Genomic DNA, 19,927 nt, shown 5'->3' on the forward strand with positions numbered 1-19,927 from the left:
AGGGTTAGGGTGAGGGCATCAGGCATTGCAATCGTTGCAAAATAGCCATCAGCACCTGCTCCTCATTAGTCCTGAATTCATTATTCCAGAACCGTACGACTTCCCAGCCGTTGGCATTCAAAAACTCGGTACGGTGAGAATCATACTTCTCTTTGTTCTGATGCTGCCCACCGTCCAGCTCAATAATCAGCTTCGCCTTAAAGCAGGCAAAATCCACGATATACGGCCCAACCGGCATCTGACGGCGAAACTTATACCCGAAGAAACGACGACCTCTGAGCAAATACCAGAGGCGTAATTCTTCGGGCGTCATTTGTTTGCGGAGTTGTTTTGATTTTTCCATCCCCACACTCTGCCAGCCTTTCCCTCAGCCAGCAGAACGGGATGCAAAATCCTGAATCAGCCTTCAGGATTTTCAGCGAGGAACAGCTCAAGAAGGGAGTTTAAGAACAGCTTGCCGTGCTCGGTGATCTGCCAGGACTCATCACACTCGGTCAGATACCCCTGCGCCAGCGCCTCGTCAATCTGCGGACGAATCACCGACTCTGACAACCCGGTGTAGAGTGCAAACTCCGCGCGTGGGGCGGCTTCCAGCAGACGGAAGCGGTTCATAAAGAACTCAAACGGCTTATCCGCCGCCTCGACGTCGTGCTGACGCTCCAGATAGCGGCCTTCCATATACCCGCGCGGATGGCGGGTTTTAGCGGTACGCAGAATGCGTCCGTCCGGGAAGGTCACTTTGCCATGTGCGCCGCAGCCAATTCCCAGATAATCACCAAAACGCCAGTAGTTCAGATTGTGCTGACACTGATAGCCCGGCTTCGCATACGCCGACGTTTCATATTGCTGATACCCCGCTGCGGTCAAAAGCTGGTGGCCCTGCTCGAAGATATCCCACAGCGCGTCGTCGTCCGGCAGCACCGGCGGGCGCGAGCCAAACAGGGTGTTCGGCTCAATGGTCAGCTGATACCACGACAGATGCGGCGGGTTCAGTTCAATCGCCTGACGCAAATCGTCAAGCGCTTCTTCGAGCGACTGATCCGGCAGGCCGTGCATCAGGTCGAGGTTAAAACTGCGCAGCCCAAGCCCCGTTGCCAGGTTTGCCGCGCGCTTTGCCTCTTCCGGACCGTGAATGCGCCCCAGACGCTTCAGCTTTGGCTCGCTAAAGCTCTGCACGCCGATAGAGATACGGTTCACGCCCGCACGCTGATACTCGACGAAACGATCGGCCTCAACGGTGCCGGGGTTGGCTTCCATCGTAATTTCAGCGTCCGCTGCCAGGTTCAGGCGCGCACGCACGCCGTCCAGCAGCGTCTGCATCGCCGGGCCTGACAGCAGGCTCGGTGTACCGCCACCAATAAAAATGGTCTTCACTTCACGTCCCTGTGCGTACGGTACATCAGCATCCAGATCGGCCAGCAGATGCGCGACGTAATCATCGTGCGGCACTTCGCCCTTCAGCGCGTGCGAGTTGAAATCGCAGTACGGACATTTCTGCACGCACCATGGGATGTGAATATAAAGACTCAGAGGCGGCAAATCAGCCATTACGCAGTGCTTCCAGTAACAGTTTCAGGGCGCGTCCACGATGGGAGATCGCGCTTTTCTCTTCGCGGGTGAGTTCCGCAGCGGTTTTGCCCTCGGTCGGGACAAAGAAAATCGGGTCGTAACCAAAGCCGCCGTTACCCGCCGCTTCACGGGTGATCACGCCCGGCCAGCTGCCGTGACAGACAATCGGCGTGGGATCTTCCGCGTGACGCATGTAGACCAGCACGCAGTGGAACTGCGCGGTACGCTGTTCGTCAGGGACGTCTTTCAGGGCCACAAGCAGCTTTTCCAGATTCTGCTGGTCGGTGGCGTCCACCCCGGAATAGCGGGCGGAGTAAATCCCCGGCGCACCGCCCAGAAAATCCACGGCCAGACCGGAGTCATCGGCTATCGCGGGCAGTCCGGTGATCTGCGCCGCATGGCGCGCTTTCAGAATGGCGTTTTCGATAAACGTCAGGCCGGTCTCTTCGGCGGAGTCCACGCCCAGCTCGGTCTGAGCCACCACGTCCAGCCCAAAATCATTTAATAGCGAGGCCAGCTCGCGCACTTTACCGGCGTTACCGGTGGCGAGAACAACTTTCTGCATGGTTTAGTCCTGTTCTTTCAGAGCCGCGACTTCCGTCGGGATAGATTGCGGGTTAAGGATTTTTACCTGTTTATGCCGGCCAAGTTCACCTTTCTCAATGATGACCTGGCTTTTAGCGACGCGAAACTGTTTAGCCAGATATTTGGTCAGATGCGCATTCGCCTGGCCGTCAACCGGCGGGGCAGTGATGGCGACTTTTAGCTCGTCGCCATGCAGCCCAACAATACTGTCGCGGCTGGCTTTCGGCTGAATGTACAGCCGTAAAACCAGCCCGTCGGCGCAGGGGCTAACTGCACTCATAACGCCATCCACAGCCCCGGCAGCAGCATATTACCCGTCGCCTGTAACAATTCCGCGATACCCATATTCAGCACGTACAGCAGCAGAACGAGAAGCATCGGGGAGAAGTCGATTCCGCCCATTGCAGGCAGCAGGCTGCGAATCGGACGCAGCAACGGTTCGGTCAGCTGAATCAACGCGTACTCCACCGGGCTACGGCCCCGGCTTACCCAGCTCATAATCGCCATCACCAGCAGGACCCAGAAGATCAGCGAACCGACGGTTTTAACCAGGATCAGAACGGCTGAAATCCAGATAATCGGCTGGAAAGTGATGACCATAAACAGCACGATCGCTTTGATAACGCTCAGAATAAACGCCATCAGCATAGATGAACTGTCAATTGGCCCCATTGCCGGAATGACGCGGCGAAGCGGCCCCACAACGGGCTGCGTGATTTTCACGATAAATTGTGAGAATGGATTGTAAAAATCACAACGGGCCCACTGCATCCAGACGCGCAACAGCAGCGCCATCGTATACAGTTCAATGACCGTTGAAAGCAGGAAAGTCAACGTCTTCATGGCGTTCCTCAGGTTTCCTTATTATTGGGGGTAATCGCGCGCACCGAAAATTGCCGTACCGATGCGCACCATGGTGCTGCCTGCCGCGATGGCGGCTTCCATATCATCCGACATGCCCAGAGAAAGCGTGTCTACCGTGTCATAGCGCGCTTTAAGCGCCTCAAATGCTACAGCCATTTGCTGTGCCACGGCAAACTGCCTTTCATAACTTGACTCTGGCGCCGGGATAGCCATCAGCCCGCGCAGGGTTAAACGCGGCAGCGCCGCCACGTCCGCCGCCAGCGCATCCAGTTCGCCCAGCGTAATGCCGGACTTGCTGTTTTCATCACTGATGTTGATTTGAATCAGCACGTTAAGCGCTGGCATCTCCATAGGACGCTGGTCGCTCAGACGGGTAGCGATGCGCAGACGATCGATGGTGTGGCACCAGTCAAAGTGCTCTGCTACCAGACGGCTTTTGTTCGACTGTAGCGGACCGATAAAGTGCCATTGCAGGTCTGTATTTCCCCGTTCACGGAAAGCGCGAATTTTATCCACGCCTTCCTGCACATAGTTTTCGCCAAAGGCACGATGACCGGCGGCTATCGCTTCTGCGATGGCGCTCGCAGGCTTAGTTTTGCTGACTGCAAGCAACGTAATTTCTTCTGGAGCACGGCCGCAACGCGTTGCCGCGGCTGAGATTTTGTCCCGGACCTGTGCCAGGTTATGCGCAATGTCGTTCATTTTCCGAGGAGTAGTCTATGGATGTGGAAGAAATTGTGGCCCTTAGTGTAAAGCATAACGTCTCCGATCTACACCTGTGCAGTGATTCGCCACCGCGCTGGCGCAGGTCAGGCCGTCTTGAACCTGCGCCGTTTCCGCCCCCGGATGTGGAGGCATTATTAAAAGCGTGGCTCAACGATGAACAGCAGGGCGCATGGTGGGCAAACGGGCAGGTGGATTTTGCCGTTACCCTCGCAGGCCGTCAGCGGCTGCGCGGCAGTGCGTTTAAGCATATGCACGGCGTTTCGATTGCGCTGCGGCTGTTGCCGCTGACGTGCCCGCAGCTCTCTGCGTTAGGTGTGCCGCGAGCGATCCCGGAACTGCTGTCTAATGACAATGGCCTGATTCTGGTCACCGGCGCCACCGGCAGCGGAAAATCGACCACCCTGGCCGCGATGGTCGATTTCCTCAATCATCAGACAGACGGGCATATTCTGACCCTGGAAGATCCGGTGGAGTTTATGTACCAGAGCGAACGTTGCCTGATCCAGCAGCGGGAGATAGGCCAGCACAGCCCGTCCTTTGCCGAGGCGCTACGCAGCGCGCTGCGTGAAGATCCGGATGTGATTCTGCTTGGTGAGCTGCGCGACAGCGAGACGATACGCCTGGCGCTGACGGCGGCGGAAACCGGCCATCTGGTGTTAGCCACGCTGCATACGCGCGGCGCGGCGCAGGCGATTGAGCGCCTGGTCGATACCTTTCCGGCGCAGGAGAAAGATCCGGTGCGTAATCAGCTGGCGGGAAGCCTGCGTGCGGTCCTGGCGCAGAAGCTGCGTCAGGATGTCCAGGGCGGGCGCGTGGCGCTGTATGAGCTGCTGGTGAATACGTCGGCGGCGGCCAACCTGATCCGCGAAGGCAAAACCTGGCAACTGCCGGGCATTATTCAAACGGGGCAGCAGGCGGGAATGCAGAACTTTGAGCAGAGTCTGGCGGAGCGACGGGCGCAGGGGCGGCTGTAGGCCCCGGCGCTCAGTAACCCTGTTCGAAATAGCTTTCGAGGATAATGACGGCTGAAGCGGAATCCACGCTGCCTTTGTTCAGCGCCCGGAAGCCACCGTGCTCGAACAGGCCAGCGCGTGCCTCGACGGTGCTTAAACGTTCATCGTGCAGCTTAACGGAGACGCCAAAGCGGCCATGGATTTTGTTCGCGAACTTGCGCGCGCGGGCGGTAAGCGGTTGCTCGGTGCCGTCCATGTTTAGCGGCAGGCCGACAATCACGTCGTCCGGCTGCCACTCTTTGAGCAAGCGCTCAATAAGGTTCCAGTCCGGCGTGCCGTCGTTAGCTTTCAGCGCCGTGAGCGGGCGGGCGGTGCCGGTGATCCGTTGACCCACAGCGACGCCGATGCTTTTGGTGCCGAAGTCGAAGGCGAGAAGGGTGCCGCTCATTACGCGTGCCCCGCAACGCCAGGCATGGTCAGAATATCAATGCCAATCAGTTTTGCCGCGTCACGCCAGCGATCGGCGATAGGGGTTTTAAACAGGATATTCATATCCGCAGGGGCTGTCAGCCAGGCGTTGTCCAGAATTTCTTGTTCCAGCTGCCCTTTTTCCCAGGAGGCGTAGCCGAGCGCAACCAGCACCTCAGAAGGCTGACTGGCAGTGCCCAACGTTTCAAGCACGTCGCGAGAGGTGGTGACGACGGTGTTATCGGAGATACGAATGCTGGACGAGAAAACCGGCGGGGTATGCAGGATAAAGCCACGATCTTCTGCAAGCGGGCCGCCGAGCATCACCGGTTTATCGAGACGGATTTCCGGCAGCCGCGCTTCAGCAGGGATTTTCAGCTTGTCCAGAATGCCTTCCACCTGGAGGTTTTCCAGCGGCTTATTGATGATAATCCCCATCGCGCCGTCTTCGTTGTATTCGCAGATATAGACCACGGAGCGGCGGAAAATCGGATCCTGGAGAGCAGGCATGGCAATAAGAAAGTGATGCTGTAAATTCATTGTCAGAGGTACTGTTTCCTGGTTTAAAAAGCGACAGCGCCCAGTATGGGGATAAACACAGGCGCTGTCACAGGTTATTTCTGTAAACGTTTTTCGATAGCGTCCATCAGCATTCCGGTGATCGAGATCGGGAATTCCGCTTCGATTTCACGAATGCAGGTCGGGCTGGTGACGTTCACTTCGGTCAGACGATCGCCGATGATATCGAGGCCGACGAAGATCAGGCCTTTGGCTTTCAGCGTAGGGCCGACGCGGCGGGCAATTTCCCAGTCGCTTTCGCTTAACGGACGCGGTTCGCCACGGCCGCCAGCCGCCAGGTTGCCACGGGTTTCCCCTCCCTGCGGGATACGCGCCAGGCAGTAAGGCACCGGCTCGCCGTCCACGACCAGCACACGCTTGTCGCCGTCTTTAATGGCCGGCAGATAGTTCTGCGCCATGCAGTAGCGGGTTCCCAGCTCGGTCAGCGTTTCGGCAATCACGCCAATGTTCGGATCGCCCTCTTTCACGCGGAAGATCGACGCGCCGCCCATGCCGTCCAGCGGCTTCATGATGATGTCGCCGTGCTTCTGCCAGAATTCTTTCAGCTGCGTTTTGCTGCGGGTGACGAGCGTATCCGGCGTCAGGTCAGAGAACCATGCGGTATAGAGCTTCTCGTTGCAGTCGCGCAGGCTCTGCGGCTTGTTGACGATCAGCGTTCCTTTCTCTTCGGCACGCTCAAGGATATAGGTGGCGTAAATGTATTCGGTGTCGAACGGCGGATCTTTACGCATCAGGATCACGTTAAGGTCGGCCAGGGCAATATCCTGTTCTGTGCCGAATTCGTACCATTTTTCGTAGTTCTGCTCGACGTTAACGATGCGGGTGCGTGCGCGGGCTTCACCGTTGATCAGGTAAAGATCGTTCATCTCCATATAGTGGAGTTCATAGCCGCGACGCTGCGCTTCCAGCAGCATAGCGAAGCTGGAGTCTTTCTTGATGTTAATGTTTGCGATGGGGTCCATTACGATGCCGAGCTTAATCATCTTCTTCTCCGGTTATGGGTCAGGCTTTGCTTCAACCCAGATCGCCAAATCGCACCTGTAGCGCGGTAATGGCGGTGAGTGCCGTTGTCTCAGTGCGCAGAACGCGAGGTCCCAACAGAATATCAGTAAACTGGTAACGCGCCGTCATGGCAATTTCGTCAGCCGACAGGCCGCCTTCCGGGCCAATCAGCAGGCGTACACGCTCAACGGGCAGCGGCAGCGTATTGATGCTGGCGCTGGCGCGCGGATGAAGATTGAGCTTAAGCCCGCTCTCCTCTTCTGCACACCAGTCCTCCAGATCCATCGCCGGGCGGATCTCCGGGATACGGTTGCGGCCGCTCTGTTCGCAGGCCGCAATGGCAATTTTTTGCCACTGCTGGATCTTTTTGTTCAGACGTTCCGCATCCAGTTTAACGCCGCAGCGCTCAGAAAAAAGTGGCGTAATGAGGCTTACACCCAGTTCAATGGATTTCTGAATGGTGAACTCCATCTTTTCCCCTCGCGACATCACCTGGCCCAGGTGAATGTGCAGCGGGGATTCCCGGTCGTCCACGTCGCCACGCAGCACCTTCACGTGCACGCTTTTTTTATCGGCGCGCGTAATTTCAGCGTCGAAAACCTGATTAGAGCCGTCAAAGAGCTGAATCGCCTGGCCTGCCCCCATGCGCAGCACGCGGCCTACATGGTTTGCGGCATCATCAGACAGGGCGATTTCGCCGCCTGGGGTAATCAGTTCAGGGTGATAGATGCGAGGGATGCGCATAGTCAGAAATTCCATGTGTCATGCGATATAAGCGAATTGCCGTAGTGTAGGTTAGCTCTTTTGCGCCTGGCAAGCCCGCTGGACGTAAGGGTTGTGATTCCCCTGGACTTTGGCGATACGTTCGTCGCGCTGGCATTCCCAGTCCGTCACCGGGTAGAGCTTGTCCCAGGCATTGAAGAGCTGCGTCTGCTGGCGGGAAAGGTTGAGATCGTAGCGGTCGCGCATATAGAAGTAAGTGCGGGCGATGCTGCCGCGTGCGCGTGCAGGCGGTTCGGCGACTTTCTCTTTGAAATCGACCTTCATGGCGCACTGACCGTACTGGCCTTCGCCACCGTTCCACTGGCTGTACATGAAGTTTCCGCGATCGCCATTGACCTCACCCACGGCGGGTTGCAGGTTGTGCATATCGCTTTCCATCTGGCGGTAGACCAGATCTTTTGCGCAATTTTTACGTCCACCGTCCTGCCAGCACTGGCGCTGGTGGCCAAACTGCCAGGCCGGAACAACGTGTTCCCATTCGATTCGGCTGGCGCGGTTCTCGTTCTTGCGCACCTTATAGCCGCAGGATCCCAGATCCACGACCCCTTTTTTACCCTGCCAGTTAATTTTACAGCCGCAGTAGAAATCACCCGGTACGTCGGCGTTAATCTTTACGCCTGCGGTTTTTGCCTGAGAGAAACTGTGAATACCGTCGGCCAGAGCATGGCCGGAGAGCGCTGACGCCAGAAAAGCGACCGCGAGAGAAACATTACGGGACATCTTACACTCCGTGTCAAAACGAGCCCGCAACGTAACGAATGTTGTTCCCGTATGCAATCAGTCAGATCAGGAAAGTTCCTGAAAGTTCAGTTGATTATTCCGCAACCAGCGGTTCGCCGCACTTTACGCAGCGGTAGGTGGCCTCGCCGCGCACCACGCGGTTATGGCGGCGGACGGTAAGCTGGTGCTGCTGACACTGGCAGCGGTAGGGGAAAGTATTGCGGCGTACCGATTCCAGCTCGAACTGATGGGTGCGGCGAGCCGGAACGCCGAGCACCGCCTCCATCATCCACTTCCACTCTTTGCCGTGCGGTGCGACGCGGCCAAAGTGCTTCCACACCAGCAGGTGCGCCAGTTCGTGCGGGACGACTTCGTCGATAAACGCCTGCTGGTTTTCCATCATCAGTACCGGATTCAGGCGGATCTCGTAGGCTTCCAGCCAGGCGGTGCCTGCCGCGGTGCCACGCTGCTGATAGACCAGCTTCGGTTCAGGATAATTGCGGCCGAGCTTCAGGTTGGCCTGGGCGAGTTTTTCCCGCAGGCTGCGCATAACGGCTTGCTGAATGGCGATGGGGAGACGGGGAGCTTTCATAGGGGCAGAGCATAAAGCGGGAAGCAGGGAGGCGCAAGAGGCGCCTCCCGCAGGAGGATCAGTCGTGTGCGCCGATTTCGCGCAGAGGACGACCTTTCATCAGGTTACGTTCAATGTGTTCCAGTGAAACATGTTTGGTTTCAGGAACCAGCCAGATAGTGAGAACAATAAAGAACAGGTTCAGACCGGCGTAGACCCAGAAGGTATTGGCGTTACCCAGGGTATTGAGCATGGTCAGGAACGTTGCGCCGACGATCATGTTGGCAATCCAGTTGGTTGCGGTAGAGCAGGTGATACCAAAATCACGCCCTTTCAGCGGCTGGATCTCAGAGCACAGCACCCAAATCAGCGGACCGGCGCTCATCGCAAACCCAATGATAAACATCAGCAGCATCGCCACGGCGAAGTACTGTGCCGTTGGAGAGTGAATGCCCATGTGCATCATGGTACCCAGCACGCCCATCCCGACGGCCATCACCAGGAAGCCCAGCGTCAGGGTTGGCTTACGTCCCCAGCGGTCCACCAGACCGATAGCGATAAAGGTCGCCAGCACGTTGGTCAGGCCGACGATCACGGTGCCCCACATCTGCTCGGTGGTGTTGGTGTAGCCCGCCAGTTCGAAGATTTTCGGCGCGTAATACATGATGACGTTCATCCCGGTGAACTGTTGCATGATCTGTAACAGCACACCGAGGAACACCGCGCGGCGGAAGTTGCTGTTCTCTTTGAACAGCGCCCAGCCGGACTGTTTGACCTTCAGGCTTTCGCGGATCTCTTCCAGCTCGTTTTTGGCTTCGGCGCTGGTATCACGCAGGCGTAAGAGCACGCGTTCGGCATCATGGAAGCGGCGTTTGGCGGCGAACCAGCGCGGACTGTCCGGCAGGAAGAAGACGCCAATCAGCAGCAGGATGGCAGGAATGATGATGACGCCCAGCATCCAGCGCCATGCGCCGCTGTAGCTGAATGCGGTATCCGAGAGATAAGCCCCCAGAATCCCGATGGTGATCATCAGCTGATACATGGAAATCATGCTGCCGCGGATTTTTTCCGGAGCGATTTCAGACAGGTACAGCGGGGCAGTATAAGACGCCACGCCCACTGCCAGACCGAGCAGCACGCGGGAGATGATCAGCACTTCAACGTTAGGCGCAGCGGCAGAGAACAGTGAGCCGGCAACGAACAGGATCGCGCCGATCATCAGGCTCTTTTTACGCCCGAGCTTAAAGGAGAGCCAGCCGCTGCCGACCGCGCCGACGGCGGCACCGAACATCATGGAGCTAACCACCCATTCCTGAGTGTGTGCGCTAATCTGGAACTCATCGGTGATGAAAGGTAATGCACCGGCAATTACGCCAATATCCAGGCCAAAGAGTAATCCTGCCAGAGCGGCGAGGAAGCAGACGAAGAACGTCATTGCCTTATTGGACGTACGCCCCTGTTTATTATTGTCAGGCATTATGCCCTCCAGTTGGGTTATCAGTTTTTACGATATTAAGAGTAGGTGAGCGGCTCATAAAAATATGTGAGTCAAATCACAACGGTGTAATCGGTTACACTGGCTTGTAACCGTAAAAATAATTAAAGCTTTGAAAATATAGAGGTAAATTAATTGATGTGCATCGCGTTTGCACAAATTTCAGACTTAACTGAAAGGGAATGTAACAGCAGAAGAAATGCGATCATGCAAAGAGAATATTCTGAAAGCGGGGTAAAGAGAGTGGGGTGTAAACGGTTCCAAATATTGCCGGGTGGCGGCTGCGCCTTACCCGGCCTACAAAAACTACAAACACCTCAAAAACCCGTAGGCCCGTGCAAGCGAAGCGCCGCCGGGCAAAAATGACCGCACAAATGCAAAAGGCCAACCCGAAGGCTGGCCTTTAAAACAACGCTGTTAGTCGATTATTTCAGACCGGCAGCATCACGCAGCAGGGCGGCTTTGTCGGTTTTTTCCCATGGGAAATGTTCGCGACCAAAGTGACCGTACGCTGCGGTTTCCTGGTAGATTGGGTGCAGCAGATCCAGCATCTGAATCAGACCGTATGGACGCAGGTCGAAGAACTCACGCACCAGCAGGGTCAGCTGTTCAGAAGGCACTTTTTCTGTCCCGAAGGTTTCCACCATGATGGAGGTTGGCTCAGCCACGCCGATAGCGTAGGAAACCTGGATCTCACAGCGGTCAGCCAGACCGGCAGCAACGATGTTTTTCGCTACATAACGTGCAGCGTACGCCGCAGAACGGTCAACTTTAGATGGATCTTTACCGGAGAATGCGCCGCCGCCGTGACGTGCCATGCCGCCGTAAGTATCTACGATGATTTTACGACCGGTCAGACCGCAGTCACCCATTGGGCCGCCGATAACAAAGCGTCCGGTTGGGTTGATGAAGAATTTGGTCGCAGAGCTCAGCCATTCAGTTGGCAGAACCGGCTTGATGATCTCTTCCATCACCGCTTCTTGCAGGGATTTCTGGTCAATCTCTTCAGCATGCTGCGTGGAAAGAACCACGGCATCGATACCGACGATTTTCCCGTCGTCATACTGGAAGGTCACCTGGCTTTTCGCATCCGGACGCAGCCACGGCAGGGTGCCGTTTTTACGTACTTCAGCCTGACGCTGCACCAGACGGTGGGCGTAGGTTACCGGCGCTGGCATCAGCACGTCGGTTTCGTTGGTTGCGTAGCCGAACATCAGGCCCTGGTCGCCCGCGCCCTGTTCCAGCGGATCGGCACGGTCAACGCCCTGGTTGATGTCCGGAGACTGTTTGCCAATCGCGCTCAGTACGGCGCAGGAGTTGGCATCAAAGCCCATATCAGAATGTACATAGCCGATCTCACGCACCGTGTTACGGGTGATCTCTTCGATATCAACCCATGCGCTGGTGGTGATCTCACCGCCAACCAGAACCATGCCGGTTTTGACATAGGTTTCACACGCTACGCGCGCCTTTGGATCCTGCGCGAGGATCGCATCCAGCACCGCATCGGAGATTTGGTCAGCAATTTTATCAGGATGTCCTTCTGATACGGACTCGGACGTAAACAGGTGTTTTGCCATGTTTTATTTCACCTAAGAGGAATTTGGTTAGCTCAAGCTGCTGTGTGGAATAGCCATAGGAGATAATTCTACCAAGGCCTACAGGATTTTGACACTGGCAGTCTGAGTGTTAATCGGTATGGATGGATTAACATCTGGACGTCTATTTTAGGTCACTTCTTCACCCGATTTCCAGTTTTTTTTGACTCACCTCTCACTGCGTTGAAAACACGGCTGGAAATTTTTCCTGACGACGCTGGCAACCTGCGCATTTTTGTTTTGCTTTTTAGCGACCTTCTCGGTATAAAACGCGGCGCGCGGCTCATATAAAATAAGCGCTCGATGAACACATCGTGTCGCCACTTCCAGCCGGGTTAAGCAGTGAACTTTTAGCTTTGGCTTGTGGTCCGTTTCAGCAGAGGCGGCCGTGGAGGTGATACCAGATAATGAACCATCGTTTTCCGCTCATTCAGCGCAGCCGTTCTGGCGCGCATTTGATTCCCACCCGCACTTCTGGTCTAAACACCTGCCGATGTTATACCCATCTCGGTGCTTCTCAGGATTCCAGAGCCGGTCACGCTTTGTGAAAACTGAACAAGGGCGCTCTTGTTAATACAGGAGTTTTCTCGTGGTTTCGCCGAACCTTGTCATACAGAGTTCGGATACGTGTTTTACAATGATATGAATAAGAAACCGGTCGCACGGTCTGGATTTCAGCATACTCTGCTGGGAAATGGAGCCGTTAATGGGTTGTTATCGCCGTATAACGCTGCGATAGTAGTCAACTGTTTTACACTTAATACAAAGAGTTGAGGTTCGCTATGTCTGACGACATGTCTTCGCTTTCGCCTTCGTCAGCAGGCGAACAGGGTGTACTACGTTCTATGCAGGAGGTTGCGATGAGCTCCCAGGAAGCCAGCAAGATGCTGCGCACTTACAATATTGCCTGGTGGGGCAATAACTACTACGACGTTAACGAGCTGGGCCACATCAGTGTCTGCCCGGATCCGGACGTCCCGGAAGCGCGCGTGGATCTCGCTAAACTGGTGAAAACCCGTGAAGCGCAGGGTCAGCGCTTGCCTGCACTGTTCTGCTTCCCGCAGATCCTGCAACATCGCCTGCGTTCTATTAACGCCGCGTTCAAACGCGCGCGGGAATCGTATGGTTATAACGGCGACTATTTCCTCGTTTACCCGATCAAGGTCAACCAGCACCGTCGCGTGATTGAGTCCCTGATCCACTCCGGCGAGCCGCTGGGCCTGGAAGCCGGCTCTAAAGCGGAGCTGATGGCGGTTCTGGCGCACGCGGGCATGACCCGGTCGGTGATCGTCTGTAACGGCTATAAAGACCGCGAATACATTCGTCTGGCGCTGATTGGCGAGAAGATGGGCCACAAGGTCTATCTGGTGATCGAGAAGATGACCGAAATCGCGATCGTGCTGGAAGAGGCCGAGCGTCTGAACGTGATCCCACGCCTTGGCGTGCGTGCGCGACTGGCGTCGCAGGGTTCCGGTAAATGGCAGTCTTCCGGCGGTGAAAAATCCAAGTTCGGCCTCGCGGCGAACCAGGTGCTTCAGCTGGTGGAAATTCTGCGCGAGCGCGGTCGTCTGGACAGCATTCAGCTGCTGCACTTCCACCTCGGCTCGCAGATGGCCAACATTCGCGACATCGCCACCGGCGTGCGTGAATCTGCGCGTTTCTACGTTGAGCTGCATAAGCTCGGCGTGAATATTCAGTGCTTTGACGTGGGCGGCGGCCTGGGCGTGGACTACGAAGGGACCCGCTCGCAGTCTGACTGCTCGGTAAACTATGGCCTGAACGAATATGCCAACAACATCATCTGGGCGATTGGCGATGCCTGCGAAGAGCACGGCCTGCCGCACCCGACGGTGATCACCGAATCCGGCCGCGCGGTCACCGCGCACCATACGGTATTGGTCTCTAACATCATTGGCGTTGAGCGTAGCGAAATCACCGAAGCCACGCCTCCGGCAGACGATGCCCCACGTTCCCTGCAAAGCATGTGGGAAACCTGGCAGGAGATGCACGAGCCGGGCACGCGTCGTTCCCTGCGCGAATGGCTGCATGACAGCCAGATGGATCTGCACGATATTCACGTCGGCTACTCGTCAGGCACCTTCAGTCTGCAAGAGCGCGCGTGGGCCGAGCAGCTCTATCTGAATATGTGCCACGAAGTGCAGAAACAGCTCGACCCGAGCAACCGCGCGCACCGTCCAATTATCGACGAGTTGCAGGAGCGTATGGCGGACAAAATGTACGTCAACTTCTCCCTGTTCCAGTCGATGCCGGATGCCTGGGGTATCGACCAGCTGTTCCCGGTTCTGCCGCTGGAAGGGCTGAACCACGCCCCGGAACGCCGCGCCGTGCTGCTGGACATTACCTGTGACTCCGATGGCGCGATTGACCACTACGTCGACGGCGACGGTATCGCAACGACGATGCCAATGCCGGAGTACGATCCGGAGAACCCGCCAATGCTGGGCTTCTTTATGGTGGGTGCGTATCAGGAGATCCTCGGCAACATGCACAACCTGTTCGGCGATACCGAAGCGGTTGACGTGTTTGTCTTCCCTGACGGCAGCGTGGAGGTTGAGCTGTCCGACGAAGGGGACACCGTGGCGGACATGCTCGAATACGTTCAGCTCGATCCGAAAAAACTGCTCACCCAGTTCCGCGATCAGGTCAAAAACACCGGTCTGGACGATGCCTTGCAGCAGCAGTTCCTGGAAGAGTTTGAAGCGGGTCTGTACGGGTATACGTATCTGGAGGACGAGTAAGAAAACCTCCCTCTCCCTGTGGGAGAGGGGCGGGGTGAGGGCATCAGGCCGCTGTGCCGCCGATGCCCGGTGGCGCTGCGCTTACCGGGCCTACGAATGTAGGCCGGAGAAGGCGAAGCCGCCATCCGGCAGAATGCTATACTCACTTGAACCCGTATGAATTAATGGCGATAATTCGCCCCAATATGCGATTTACGAATCAATCCCTTCCTCGTCGGGTTTAACGACGCGGAGGGGATTTTTTTTCATCTGTTTTTAATGTATCGACTTTATAAGAGGTCAGGACATGAGCACTTTAGGTCATCAGTACGATAACTCTCTGGTATCTAACGCGTTTGGTTTTTTACGCCTTCCGATGAACTTCCAGCCGTACGACAGCGATGCGGACTGGGTGATCACCGGCGTACCGTTCGACATGGCAACGTCCGGTCGTGCGGGTGGACGTCATGGCCCGGCGGCGATCCGTCAGGTTTCCACTAACCTGGCCTGGGAGCACAACCGCTTCCCGTGGAACTTCGACATGCGCGAGCGCCTGAACGTGGTGGACTGCGGCGATCTGGTGTACGCCTTCGGTGACGCGCGTGAAATGAGCGAAAAATTGCAGGCGCACGCCGAGAAGCTGCTGGCGGCCGGTAAACGCATGCTCTCCTTCGGCGGTGACCACTTCGTGACCCTGCCGCTGCTGCGCGCCCACGCGAAGCACTTCGGTAAAATGGCGCTGGTGCACTTCGATGCGCACACCGACACCTACGCGAACGGCTGCGAGTTCGACCACGGCACCATGTTCTATACCGCGCCGAAAGAAGGCCTGATCGATCCGAACCACTCCGTGCAGATCGGCATCCGCACCGAGTTCGACAAAGACAACGGCTTCACCGTACTCGACGCGGGCCAGGTGAGCGATCGCGGCGTGGACGATATTCTGGCTCAGGTTAAGCAGATCGTCGGCGACATGCCTGTCTACCTGACCTTCGACATCGACTGCCTGGATCCGGCATTCGCTCCGGGTACCGGTACGCCGGTGATCGGCGGCCTGACGTCAGACCGCGCCATCAAGCTGGTGCGCGGCCTGAAGGATCTGAACATCGTCGGGATGGACGTGGTGGAAGTGGCTCCAGCCTATGACCAGTCCGAGATCACCGCGCTGGCCGCGGCGACCCTGGCGCTGGAAATGCTCTACATCCAGGCGGCGAAAAAAGGCGAATAAGCCTTACGTGCTGATTGCTGCTGCGCGCCGCATGCGCAGCAGCAACATTCCCCCGGCAAGCAGGGTGACAACCTGCGAGACGACCAGCACCGAAAAGCCTGAACTGACCGACCCCACCGATCTCATCACCATCCCCATCAGCAGCGGAATAAACGCCGCGCAGATATTGCCGATCCCATTGATTATGCCGTAAGCGCTACCCACCGCTTCACGCGCGGCGTGATGCTGGATCACCGCCGGAATAGCCGCTCCCTGTAGCCCCCAGAAGACGTTAGCCGAAAGCATAAACAGCGCCAGCCAGGCAGGCTGATGGCTGAGCATCAGCGCGACCACGGACAGCGCCGTCATCGCCCCGCCCACCACAAACAGCACCGGTGCCTGTTCCGGACGCATTTTGTCGAGCAGCACGCCACCCAGAAACTTTGACCCCAGGCTGAGCAGGAAGGGGATCGCCGCAAGCCAGCCCGTGGCATGCAGCGAGAAGTGGTGCTCGTCACGCAGCCACGCGGGTAGCCAGGCGCTGCTCCCCCAGAGATAGCTCAGGGTGGCGATTTCAACCACCATGATCCAGCCCAGCAGCGGCGTCTGCCAGGCCAGCGTGAAGGTGTGGACAAACCCCGGCTTTTTCGCGGTCGGGAGCTTGCGCGGCGCGGGCAGAAAACGCCAGATGAGCCCGCCGCCCAACACCAGATTCATCACCGCCAGCGCGTAAAACGATCCGGCCCAGCCCAGATGCGACATCAGCCAGGTCACCAGTGGAAAGCCCACGGCCAGCCCGAGCGAGACGCCCAGTGCGGTCACGGCGTTGGGTTTGCCGATCTCTTGCGCGCTAAAGTTATCGTTGATAAAGCGCGTTTTCAGTGAAAAAAGCGGTCCCTCCGCGATCCCCAGAATCACGCGAGCGATGAGCATTCCCGTCAGCGAGCCAAGCAAAGGCGAAACCGCGCAAACCGCGGCCCAAATCGCAATGCTGCTTAATAATCCCTGCCGATAATGAAGTTTGCTTTCAATAACCGGTGTTAATAATAAAGCGGAAAAACCATAACCCAGCAGAAAGCAGGTCATGAGCAGACCTTGTAACATTCTGTTTTCATTTAACTGAAAATGTTCGGCAAATTCCGGGTTTAAAATCATTACCGAGATATTTACCCGATCGACGTAGGAAATAATAATGAGTAATAAAAGCGCAATCGTGCCTTGCCATCTTGCCGTCATCATGTCCGCCTTACGTTTTTTGTAACTTATATTTTTCATCAATGTGATTGTCACGGAGGTAAAATGGTTCACCTGTGAAACTCTTTGTTTAATAAAGATAAATAAAAAATAAGTTTCACAGGTGAAACATGAAAGAGGTGACGTTCATTTATTTTTAGAGAGTAAAAAGAAAAGAAGTCAATCTGTTTTATTCAAAATAAGAGACCATCAAAAAAACGTATTTCTCACGCTGCAATAATGAAAATTTCATATCGCTGCATTTTTTCGTGATCTCTTGCACACTTAGTTAATTAATTGCCGATCGATTAACAAATTCGTCACATTGTCGCTTGACGAAACATTCATCGCTTTTATATTGACCGTATTAAATAAGAAACAGAGTTTCATATATGAAACAAAAGCCTGGAGGATCGTGATGAGCTGGATAGGCGTATGTGACGCAGAGCAAGTACAGGAAGATTTCCCTTTTAGCGGCAACGTCGACGGTAAAGAGATCGGCGTTTACCTGATCGACGGTGAATATTACGCGCTGGAGGACGTATGCCCGCACGCCTATGCCCTGCTGAGTCAGGGGTTCGTGGAAGACGGCAAGGTGGAATGCCCGCTGCACGAGGCGGTGTTCGACGTCAAAACCGGCCAGTGTCTGCACGGCCCCGGAGGACGCAACCTCAACCGATACCCGGTTCGGGTCTTTGAAAACCAGATTCAGATTACCTTCGTTGAGGAGACCGTGGCATGAGCGACACGCTGAACTACAACCCGGCGTTGCCGGAAAGCCGCCAGTTTACCCCGCCGGCAGAGGGCGGTAATGGCGCCATTCACAAGCCGGGCGAGTACCAGAACCTGATCTGGCAGACCCGCAGCCGCGAGCCGGAAAGCTGGGAAGTGAAGCTGATTGCGACGCTGGAAGATCTCTTCGAGCAGGGCGTTGAAACTCTGCCGGAGCTGGTAAGCGGGCTGAACGCGGTGCGTATGCACGACCAGCAGGGCGAGCCGTGGAGCGACGCCAGTTTCCAGGCATTCTTACAGGTTAACGGCTACTGAGGGCAACGTGATGACGACGACCGTACAACATTATCTGGATAAAGGTCTGCGCGGCCTCTGGTATCCGGTGCTGGCGAGCTGGGAAGTGCAGTCTGCGCCGGTGGGCATCACCCGCCTGGGCGAGCAGATTGTGGTCTGGCGCAATAAAGATGGCCAGGTGCAGGCGCTGGAGGACCGCTGCCCGCACCGCGGCGCGCGCCTGTCGATGGGCTGGAACCTCGGGGACCGCATTGCCTGCTGGTATCACGGCGTAGAGGTGGCGGGCAACGGCGAGGTGAAAGACGTGCCCGCCGTGGATAAATGTCCGCTGGTCGGCCAGCAGTGCGTGCGCAGCTATAACGTACAGGAGGCGCACGGCGCCATATTCCTCTGGTTTGGCGTCACCGCGGACCAGCAGCCGGACGAACTGACCTTCCCGGATGAACTCGCCGACACGGAAAACTTCAGCAACTTCCTCTGCACCGCCGCGTGGAAATGCAATTACCAGTACGCGCTGGAAAACGTGATGGACCCGATGCACGGCACCTATCTGCACTCCTCGTCGCACTCGATGGCGGAAGGGGATCGCAAGGCCGACATGGTGCTCCAGCCGACCAAAACCGGTTTTATTTTCGAGAAGAAAGGGCAGAGCGGCGTCAATTTTGACTGGGTGGAGCTGGGCAACAGCGGCACCTGCTGGATGCGCCTCTCCATTCCGTACAAGAAGCGCTTCGGACCGGGCGGTCACTTCTTTATCGTCGGCATGGTGGTGCCGGAAGATAACGACAACTGCCGCGTCTTCTTCTGGCGCATCCGCCGCGTACAGGGCTGGCAGCGCGATATGTGGCGCTTCATGTACCGCAACCGGCTGGAAAAACTGCACTGGGAAGTGCTGGAGCAGGACCGCGTGGTGCTGGAGAGCCTGGCGCCAAACGCGCGCGATCATGAATACCTGTATCAGCACGACGTTGGCCTCTCGCGCCTGCGCCGCATGATGCAAAAGGCCGCCAAAGAGCAGCTGGCGATGCGTGAAGCACAGCAGGGAGCCGCCTGATGAACGGGCTGCTGAGCGGAAAGCGCATCGTGGTGACCGGCGCCGCGCGCGGGCTGGGCTACCACTTTGCCCAGGCCTGCGCGGAGCAGGGCGCGGCGGTGGTGATGTGCGACATCCTCAAAGGCGAGCTGGCCGAGAGTGCCCACCGGCTGCGCGAGCAGGGCTATGCGATCGAATCGCACGTTATCGATCTGGCCGATCAGCACTCCATCGACCAGGTGTTCAGCGCCATTGGCGAGCAGGGGCAGATTGACGGCCTGGTGAACAACGCGGCGATGGCGACGGGCGTGGGCGGCAAAAATATGCTCGATTACGATCCGGATCTCTGGGATCGGGTGATGAGCGTCAACGTCAAAGGCACCTGGCTGGTGACGCGCGCCGCCGTGCCGCTGTTGCGCGAAGGGGCAGGCATTGTGAACGTAGCGTCCGACACCGCGCTGTGGGGTGCGCCGCGCCTGATGGCCTACGTCGCCAGCAAGGGGGCCGTCATTGCCATGACCCGCTCAATGGCGCGCGAGCTGGGGGAAAAACGTATCCGTATCAACGCCATCGCACCGGGGCTAACCCGCGTCGAGGCGACGGAATATGTCCCCGCCGAACGGCATCAGCTCTACGAAAACGGACGCGCGTTAACCGGCGCGCAGCAGCCGGAAGACGTCACCGGCAGCGTGGTCTGGCTGTTAAGCGATCTGTCGCGGTTTATCACCGGACAGCTGATCCCGGTCAACGGCGGTTTTGTCTTTAACTAAGGTAGGG

Annotated in this window: 23 protein-coding genes; 8 read left to right on the forward strand and 15 right to left on the reverse strand. The window is 56.8% G+C overall.

Annotated features, from left to right (window positions below):
• Positions 1-4: 4 nt before the first annotated feature.
• From RHN82_RS13580 to RHN82_RS13605, 6 genes are read right to left on the reverse strand one after another with little or no spacing between them, the layout of a single operon-like run.
• The gene (locus RHN82_RS13580; RefSeq protein ID WP_047050751.1) at positions 5-343 is read right to left on the reverse strand and encodes an endonuclease domain-containing protein; all 339 of its coding nucleotides are present in this window, start codon (positions 341-343) and stop codon (positions 5-7) included.
• A gap of 56 nt (positions 344-399) precedes the next feature.
• Positions 400-1,548 carry a radical SAM family heme chaperone HemW gene (hemW, locus tag RHN82_RS13585; RefSeq protein ID WP_047050752.1) on the reverse strand — a complete coding sequence of 383 codons (1,149 nt, stop codon included), beginning with the start codon at positions 1,546-1,548 and terminating at the stop codon, positions 400-402.
• Positions 1,541-2,134 (reverse strand): XTP/dITP diphosphatase, encoded by a 594-nt coding sequence (locus RHN82_RS13590; protein ID WP_015571839.1) that lies wholly within the window; start codon positions 2,132-2,134, stop codon positions 1,541-1,543. The genes hemW and RHN82_RS13590 overlap by 8 nt, the downstream gene beginning before the upstream one ends.
• A gap of 3 nt (positions 2,135-2,137) precedes the next feature.
• Positions 2,138-2,434: a DUF167 family protein YggU gene (gene yggU, locus RHN82_RS13595; RefSeq protein WP_023304404.1), complete on the reverse strand. Its 297-nt coding sequence runs from the start codon at positions 2,432-2,434 to the stop codon at positions 2,138-2,140.
• Positions 2,431-2,997, reverse strand: coding sequence for a YggT family protein (locus tag RHN82_RS13600; protein WP_047050754.1), 567 nt, complete (start codon positions 2,995-2,997; stop codon positions 2,431-2,433). Before RHN82_RS13600 ends, yggU begins: the two co-directional genes overlap by 4 nt.
• 21 nt (positions 2,998-3,018) lie before the next feature.
• On the reverse strand, positions 3,019-3,720 hold the full coding sequence (locus RHN82_RS13605; protein WP_047050755.1) for a YggS family pyridoxal phosphate-dependent enzyme: 702 nt from the start codon (positions 3,718-3,720) through the stop codon (positions 3,019-3,021).
• Positions 3,721-3,737: 17 nt separating this feature from the next.
• Between RHN82_RS13605 and RHN82_RS13610 the strand changes: the two genes are divergently transcribed.
• Positions 3,738-4,718 carry a type IV pilus twitching motility protein PilT gene (locus tag RHN82_RS13610; RefSeq protein WP_032619064.1) on the forward strand — a complete coding sequence of 327 codons (981 nt, stop codon included), beginning with the start codon at positions 3,738-3,740 and terminating at the stop codon, positions 4,716-4,718.
• A 10-nt stretch (positions 4,719-4,728) separates the two neighbouring features.
• Here RHN82_RS13610 and ruvX read toward each other — a convergent pair whose 3' ends face one another.
• The 8 genes from ruvX to metK all read right to left on the reverse strand — a co-directional run bounded on the left by ruvX (position 4,729) and on the right by metK (position 11,895).
• Positions 4,729-5,145, reverse strand: coding sequence for a Holliday junction resolvase RuvX (gene ruvX / locus RHN82_RS13615; RefSeq protein ID WP_006811925.1), 417 nt, complete (start codon positions 5,143-5,145; stop codon positions 4,729-4,731).
• On the reverse strand, positions 5,145-5,705 hold the full coding sequence (locus RHN82_RS13620) for a YqgE/AlgH family protein (protein WP_006811924.1): 561 nt from the start codon (positions 5,703-5,705) through the stop codon (positions 5,145-5,147). Before RHN82_RS13620 ends, ruvX begins: the two co-directional genes overlap by 1 nt.
• A gap of 74 nt (positions 5,706-5,779) precedes the next feature.
• Positions 5,780-6,727 carry a glutathione synthase gene (gshB, locus tag RHN82_RS13625; RefSeq protein ID WP_047050758.1) on the reverse strand — a complete coding sequence of 316 codons (948 nt, stop codon included), beginning with the start codon at positions 6,725-6,727 and terminating at the stop codon, positions 5,780-5,782.
• Positions 6,728-6,758: 31 nt separating this feature from the next.
• Positions 6,759-7,490 (reverse strand): 16S rRNA (uracil(1498)-N(3))-methyltransferase, encoded by a 732-nt coding sequence (gene rsmE / locus RHN82_RS13630; RefSeq protein ID WP_017382923.1) that lies wholly within the window; start codon positions 7,488-7,490, stop codon positions 6,759-6,761.
• A gap of 51 nt (positions 7,491-7,541) precedes the next feature.
• Positions 7,542-8,249 (reverse strand): deoxyribonuclease I, encoded by a 708-nt coding sequence (endA, locus tag RHN82_RS13635; protein ID WP_047050759.1) that lies wholly within the window; start codon positions 8,247-8,249, stop codon positions 7,542-7,544.
• A 94-nt stretch (positions 8,250-8,343) separates the two neighbouring features.
• Entirely contained in the window at positions 8,344-8,841 is a 498-nt protein-coding gene (locus RHN82_RS13640) for a SprT family zinc-dependent metalloprotease (RefSeq protein ID WP_017692693.1), read from the reverse strand.
• Positions 8,842-8,899: 58 nt separating this feature from the next.
• The gene (gene galP, locus RHN82_RS13645) at positions 8,900-10,297 is read right to left on the reverse strand and encodes a galactose/proton symporter (protein ID WP_015571832.1); all 1,398 of its coding nucleotides are present in this window, start codon (positions 10,295-10,297) and stop codon (positions 8,900-8,902) included.
• Between the two features lie 443 nt (positions 10,298-10,740).
• Complete coding sequence (metK, locus tag RHN82_RS13650) at positions 10,741-11,895, reverse strand: methionine adenosyltransferase (RefSeq protein WP_003860037.1); 1,155 nt, start codon at positions 11,893-11,895, stop codon at positions 10,741-10,743.
• Between the two features lie 660 nt (positions 11,896-12,555).
• On the opposite strand from metK, the gene yqgB reads away from it, so the two are divergent.
• The 3 genes from yqgB to speB all read left to right on the forward strand — a co-directional run bounded on the left by yqgB (position 12,556) and on the right by speB (position 15,879).
• Complete coding sequence (gene yqgB / locus RHN82_RS13655; protein ID WP_057979949.1) at positions 12,556-12,687, forward strand: acid stress response protein YqgB; 132 nt, start codon at positions 12,556-12,558, stop codon at positions 12,685-12,687.
• An 8-nt stretch (positions 12,688-12,695) separates the two neighbouring features.
• Positions 12,696-14,672: a biosynthetic arginine decarboxylase gene (speA, locus tag RHN82_RS13660; protein ID WP_017382922.1), complete on the forward strand. Its 1,977-nt coding sequence runs from the start codon at positions 12,696-12,698 to the stop codon at positions 14,670-14,672.
• A gap of 286 nt (positions 14,673-14,958) precedes the next feature.
• Positions 14,959-15,879: an agmatinase gene (gene speB, locus RHN82_RS13665; protein ID WP_047050762.1), complete on the forward strand. Its 921-nt coding sequence runs from the start codon at positions 14,959-14,961 to the stop codon at positions 15,877-15,879.
• A gap of 3 nt (positions 15,880-15,882) precedes the next feature.
• Here speB and RHN82_RS13670 read toward each other — a convergent pair whose 3' ends face one another.
• Positions 15,883-17,094 (reverse strand): MFS transporter, encoded by a 1,212-nt coding sequence (locus RHN82_RS13670; RefSeq protein ID WP_047050813.1) that lies wholly within the window; start codon positions 17,092-17,094, stop codon positions 15,883-15,885.
• 415 nt (positions 17,095-17,509) lie between these two features.
• Between RHN82_RS13670 and RHN82_RS13675 the strand changes: the two genes are divergently transcribed.
• Genes RHN82_RS13675 through RHN82_RS13690 form a run of 4 tightly spaced genes read left to right on the forward strand, consistent with a single transcriptional unit; the run spans position 17,510 to position 19,920 of the window.
• Positions 17,510-17,833, forward strand: coding sequence for a non-heme iron oxygenase ferredoxin subunit (locus tag RHN82_RS13675; RefSeq protein ID WP_003860044.1), 324 nt, complete (start codon positions 17,510-17,512; stop codon positions 17,831-17,833).
• A complete protein-coding gene (locus RHN82_RS13680) occupies positions 17,830-18,138 on the forward strand; it encodes a recombinase-like helix-turn-helix domain-containing protein (protein ID WP_003860045.1) in 309 nt (102 codons plus the stop codon). The genes RHN82_RS13675 and RHN82_RS13680 overlap by 4 nt, the downstream gene beginning before the upstream one ends.
• A gap of 10 nt (positions 18,139-18,148) precedes the next feature.
• Complete coding sequence (locus RHN82_RS13685; RefSeq protein ID WP_017692695.1) at positions 18,149-19,171, forward strand: aromatic ring-hydroxylating dioxygenase subunit alpha; 1,023 nt, start codon at positions 18,149-18,151, stop codon at positions 19,169-19,171.
• The gene (locus RHN82_RS13690; protein ID WP_017382918.1) at positions 19,171-19,920 is read left to right on the forward strand and encodes an SDR family oxidoreductase; all 750 of its coding nucleotides are present in this window, start codon (positions 19,171-19,173) and stop codon (positions 19,918-19,920) included. Before RHN82_RS13685 ends, RHN82_RS13690 begins: the two co-directional genes overlap by 1 nt.
• The last annotated feature ends 7 nt before the right edge of the window (positions 19,921-19,927 follow it).

The sequence above is a fragment of the Enterobacter cloacae complex sp. EB5 genome (assembly GCF_031432835.1).
In the GTDB taxonomy this organism is placed as follows: domain Bacteria; phylum Pseudomonadota; class Gammaproteobacteria; order Enterobacterales; family Enterobacteriaceae; genus Enterobacter; species Enterobacter hormaechei_C.

Bases quoted from the DNA above. Each gene is read 5' to 3' on its own strand.
- RHN82_RS13580 (WP_047050751.1), bottom strand. From the start codon at position 343: ATGGAAAAATCAAAACAACTCCGCAAACAAATGACGCCCGAAGAATTA.
- hemW (WP_047050752.1), bottom strand. From the start codon at position 1,548: ATGGCTGATTTGCCGCCTCTGAGTCTTTATATTCACATCCCATGGTGC.
- RHN82_RS13590 (WP_015571839.1), bottom strand. From the start codon at position 2,134: ATGCAGAAAGTTGTTCTCGCCACCGGTAACGCCGGTAAAGTGCGCGAG.
- yggU (WP_023304404.1), bottom strand. From the start codon at position 2,434: ATGAGTGCAGTTAGCCCCTGCGCCGACGGGCTGGTTTTACGGCTGTAC.
- RHN82_RS13600 (WP_047050754.1), bottom strand. From the start codon at position 2,997: ATGAAGACGTTGACTTTCCTGCTTTCAACGGTCATTGAACTGTATACG.
- RHN82_RS13605 (WP_047050755.1), bottom strand. From the start codon at position 3,720: ATGAACGACATTGCGCATAACCTGGCACAGGTCCGGGACAAAATCTCA.
- RHN82_RS13610 (WP_032619064.1), top strand. From the start codon at position 3,738: ATGGATGTGGAAGAAATTGTGGCCCTTAGTGTAAAGCATAACGTCTCC.
- ruvX (WP_006811925.1), bottom strand. From the start codon at position 5,145: ATGAGCGGCACCCTTCTCGCCTTCGACTTCGGCACCAAAAGCATCGGC.
- RHN82_RS13620 (WP_006811924.1), bottom strand. From the start codon at position 5,705: ATGAATTTACAGCATCACTTTCTTATTGCCATGCCTGCTCTCCAGGAT.
- gshB (WP_047050758.1), bottom strand. From the start codon at position 6,727: ATGATTAAGCTCGGCATCGTAATGGACCCCATCGCAAACATTAACATC.
- rsmE (WP_017382923.1), bottom strand. From the start codon at position 7,490: ATGCGCATCCCTCGCATCTATCACCCTGAACTGATTACCCCAGGCGGC.
- endA (WP_047050759.1), bottom strand. From the start codon at position 8,249: ATGTCCCGTAATGTTTCTCTCGCGGTCGCTTTTCTGGCGTCAGCGCTC.
- RHN82_RS13640 (WP_017692693.1), bottom strand. From the start codon at position 8,841: ATGAAAGCTCCCCGTCTCCCCATCGCCATTCAGCAAGCCGTTATGCGC.
- galP (WP_015571832.1), bottom strand. From the start codon at position 10,297: ATGCCTGACAATAATAAACAGGGGCGTACGTCCAATAAGGCAATGACG.
- metK (WP_003860037.1), bottom strand. From the start codon at position 11,895: ATGGCAAAACACCTGTTTACGTCCGAGTCCGTATCAGAAGGACATCCT.
- yqgB (WP_057979949.1), top strand. From the start codon at position 12,556: ATGAATAAGAAACCGGTCGCACGGTCTGGATTTCAGCATACTCTGCTG.
- speA (WP_017382922.1), top strand. From the start codon at position 12,696: ATGTCTGACGACATGTCTTCGCTTTCGCCTTCGTCAGCAGGCGAACAG.
- speB (WP_047050762.1), top strand. From the start codon at position 14,959: ATGAGCACTTTAGGTCATCAGTACGATAACTCTCTGGTATCTAACGCG.
- RHN82_RS13670 (WP_047050813.1), bottom strand. From the start codon at position 17,094: ATGACGGCAAGATGGCAAGGCACGATTGCGCTTTTATTACTCATTATT.
- RHN82_RS13675 (WP_003860044.1), top strand. From the start codon at position 17,510: ATGAGCTGGATAGGCGTATGTGACGCAGAGCAAGTACAGGAAGATTTC.
- RHN82_RS13680 (WP_003860045.1), top strand. From the start codon at position 17,830: ATGAGCGACACGCTGAACTACAACCCGGCGTTGCCGGAAAGCCGCCAG.
- RHN82_RS13685 (WP_017692695.1), top strand. From the start codon at position 18,149: ATGACGACGACCGTACAACATTATCTGGATAAAGGTCTGCGCGGCCTC.
- RHN82_RS13690 (WP_017382918.1), top strand. From the start codon at position 19,171: ATGAACGGGCTGCTGAGCGGAAAGCGCATCGTGGTGACCGGCGCCGCG.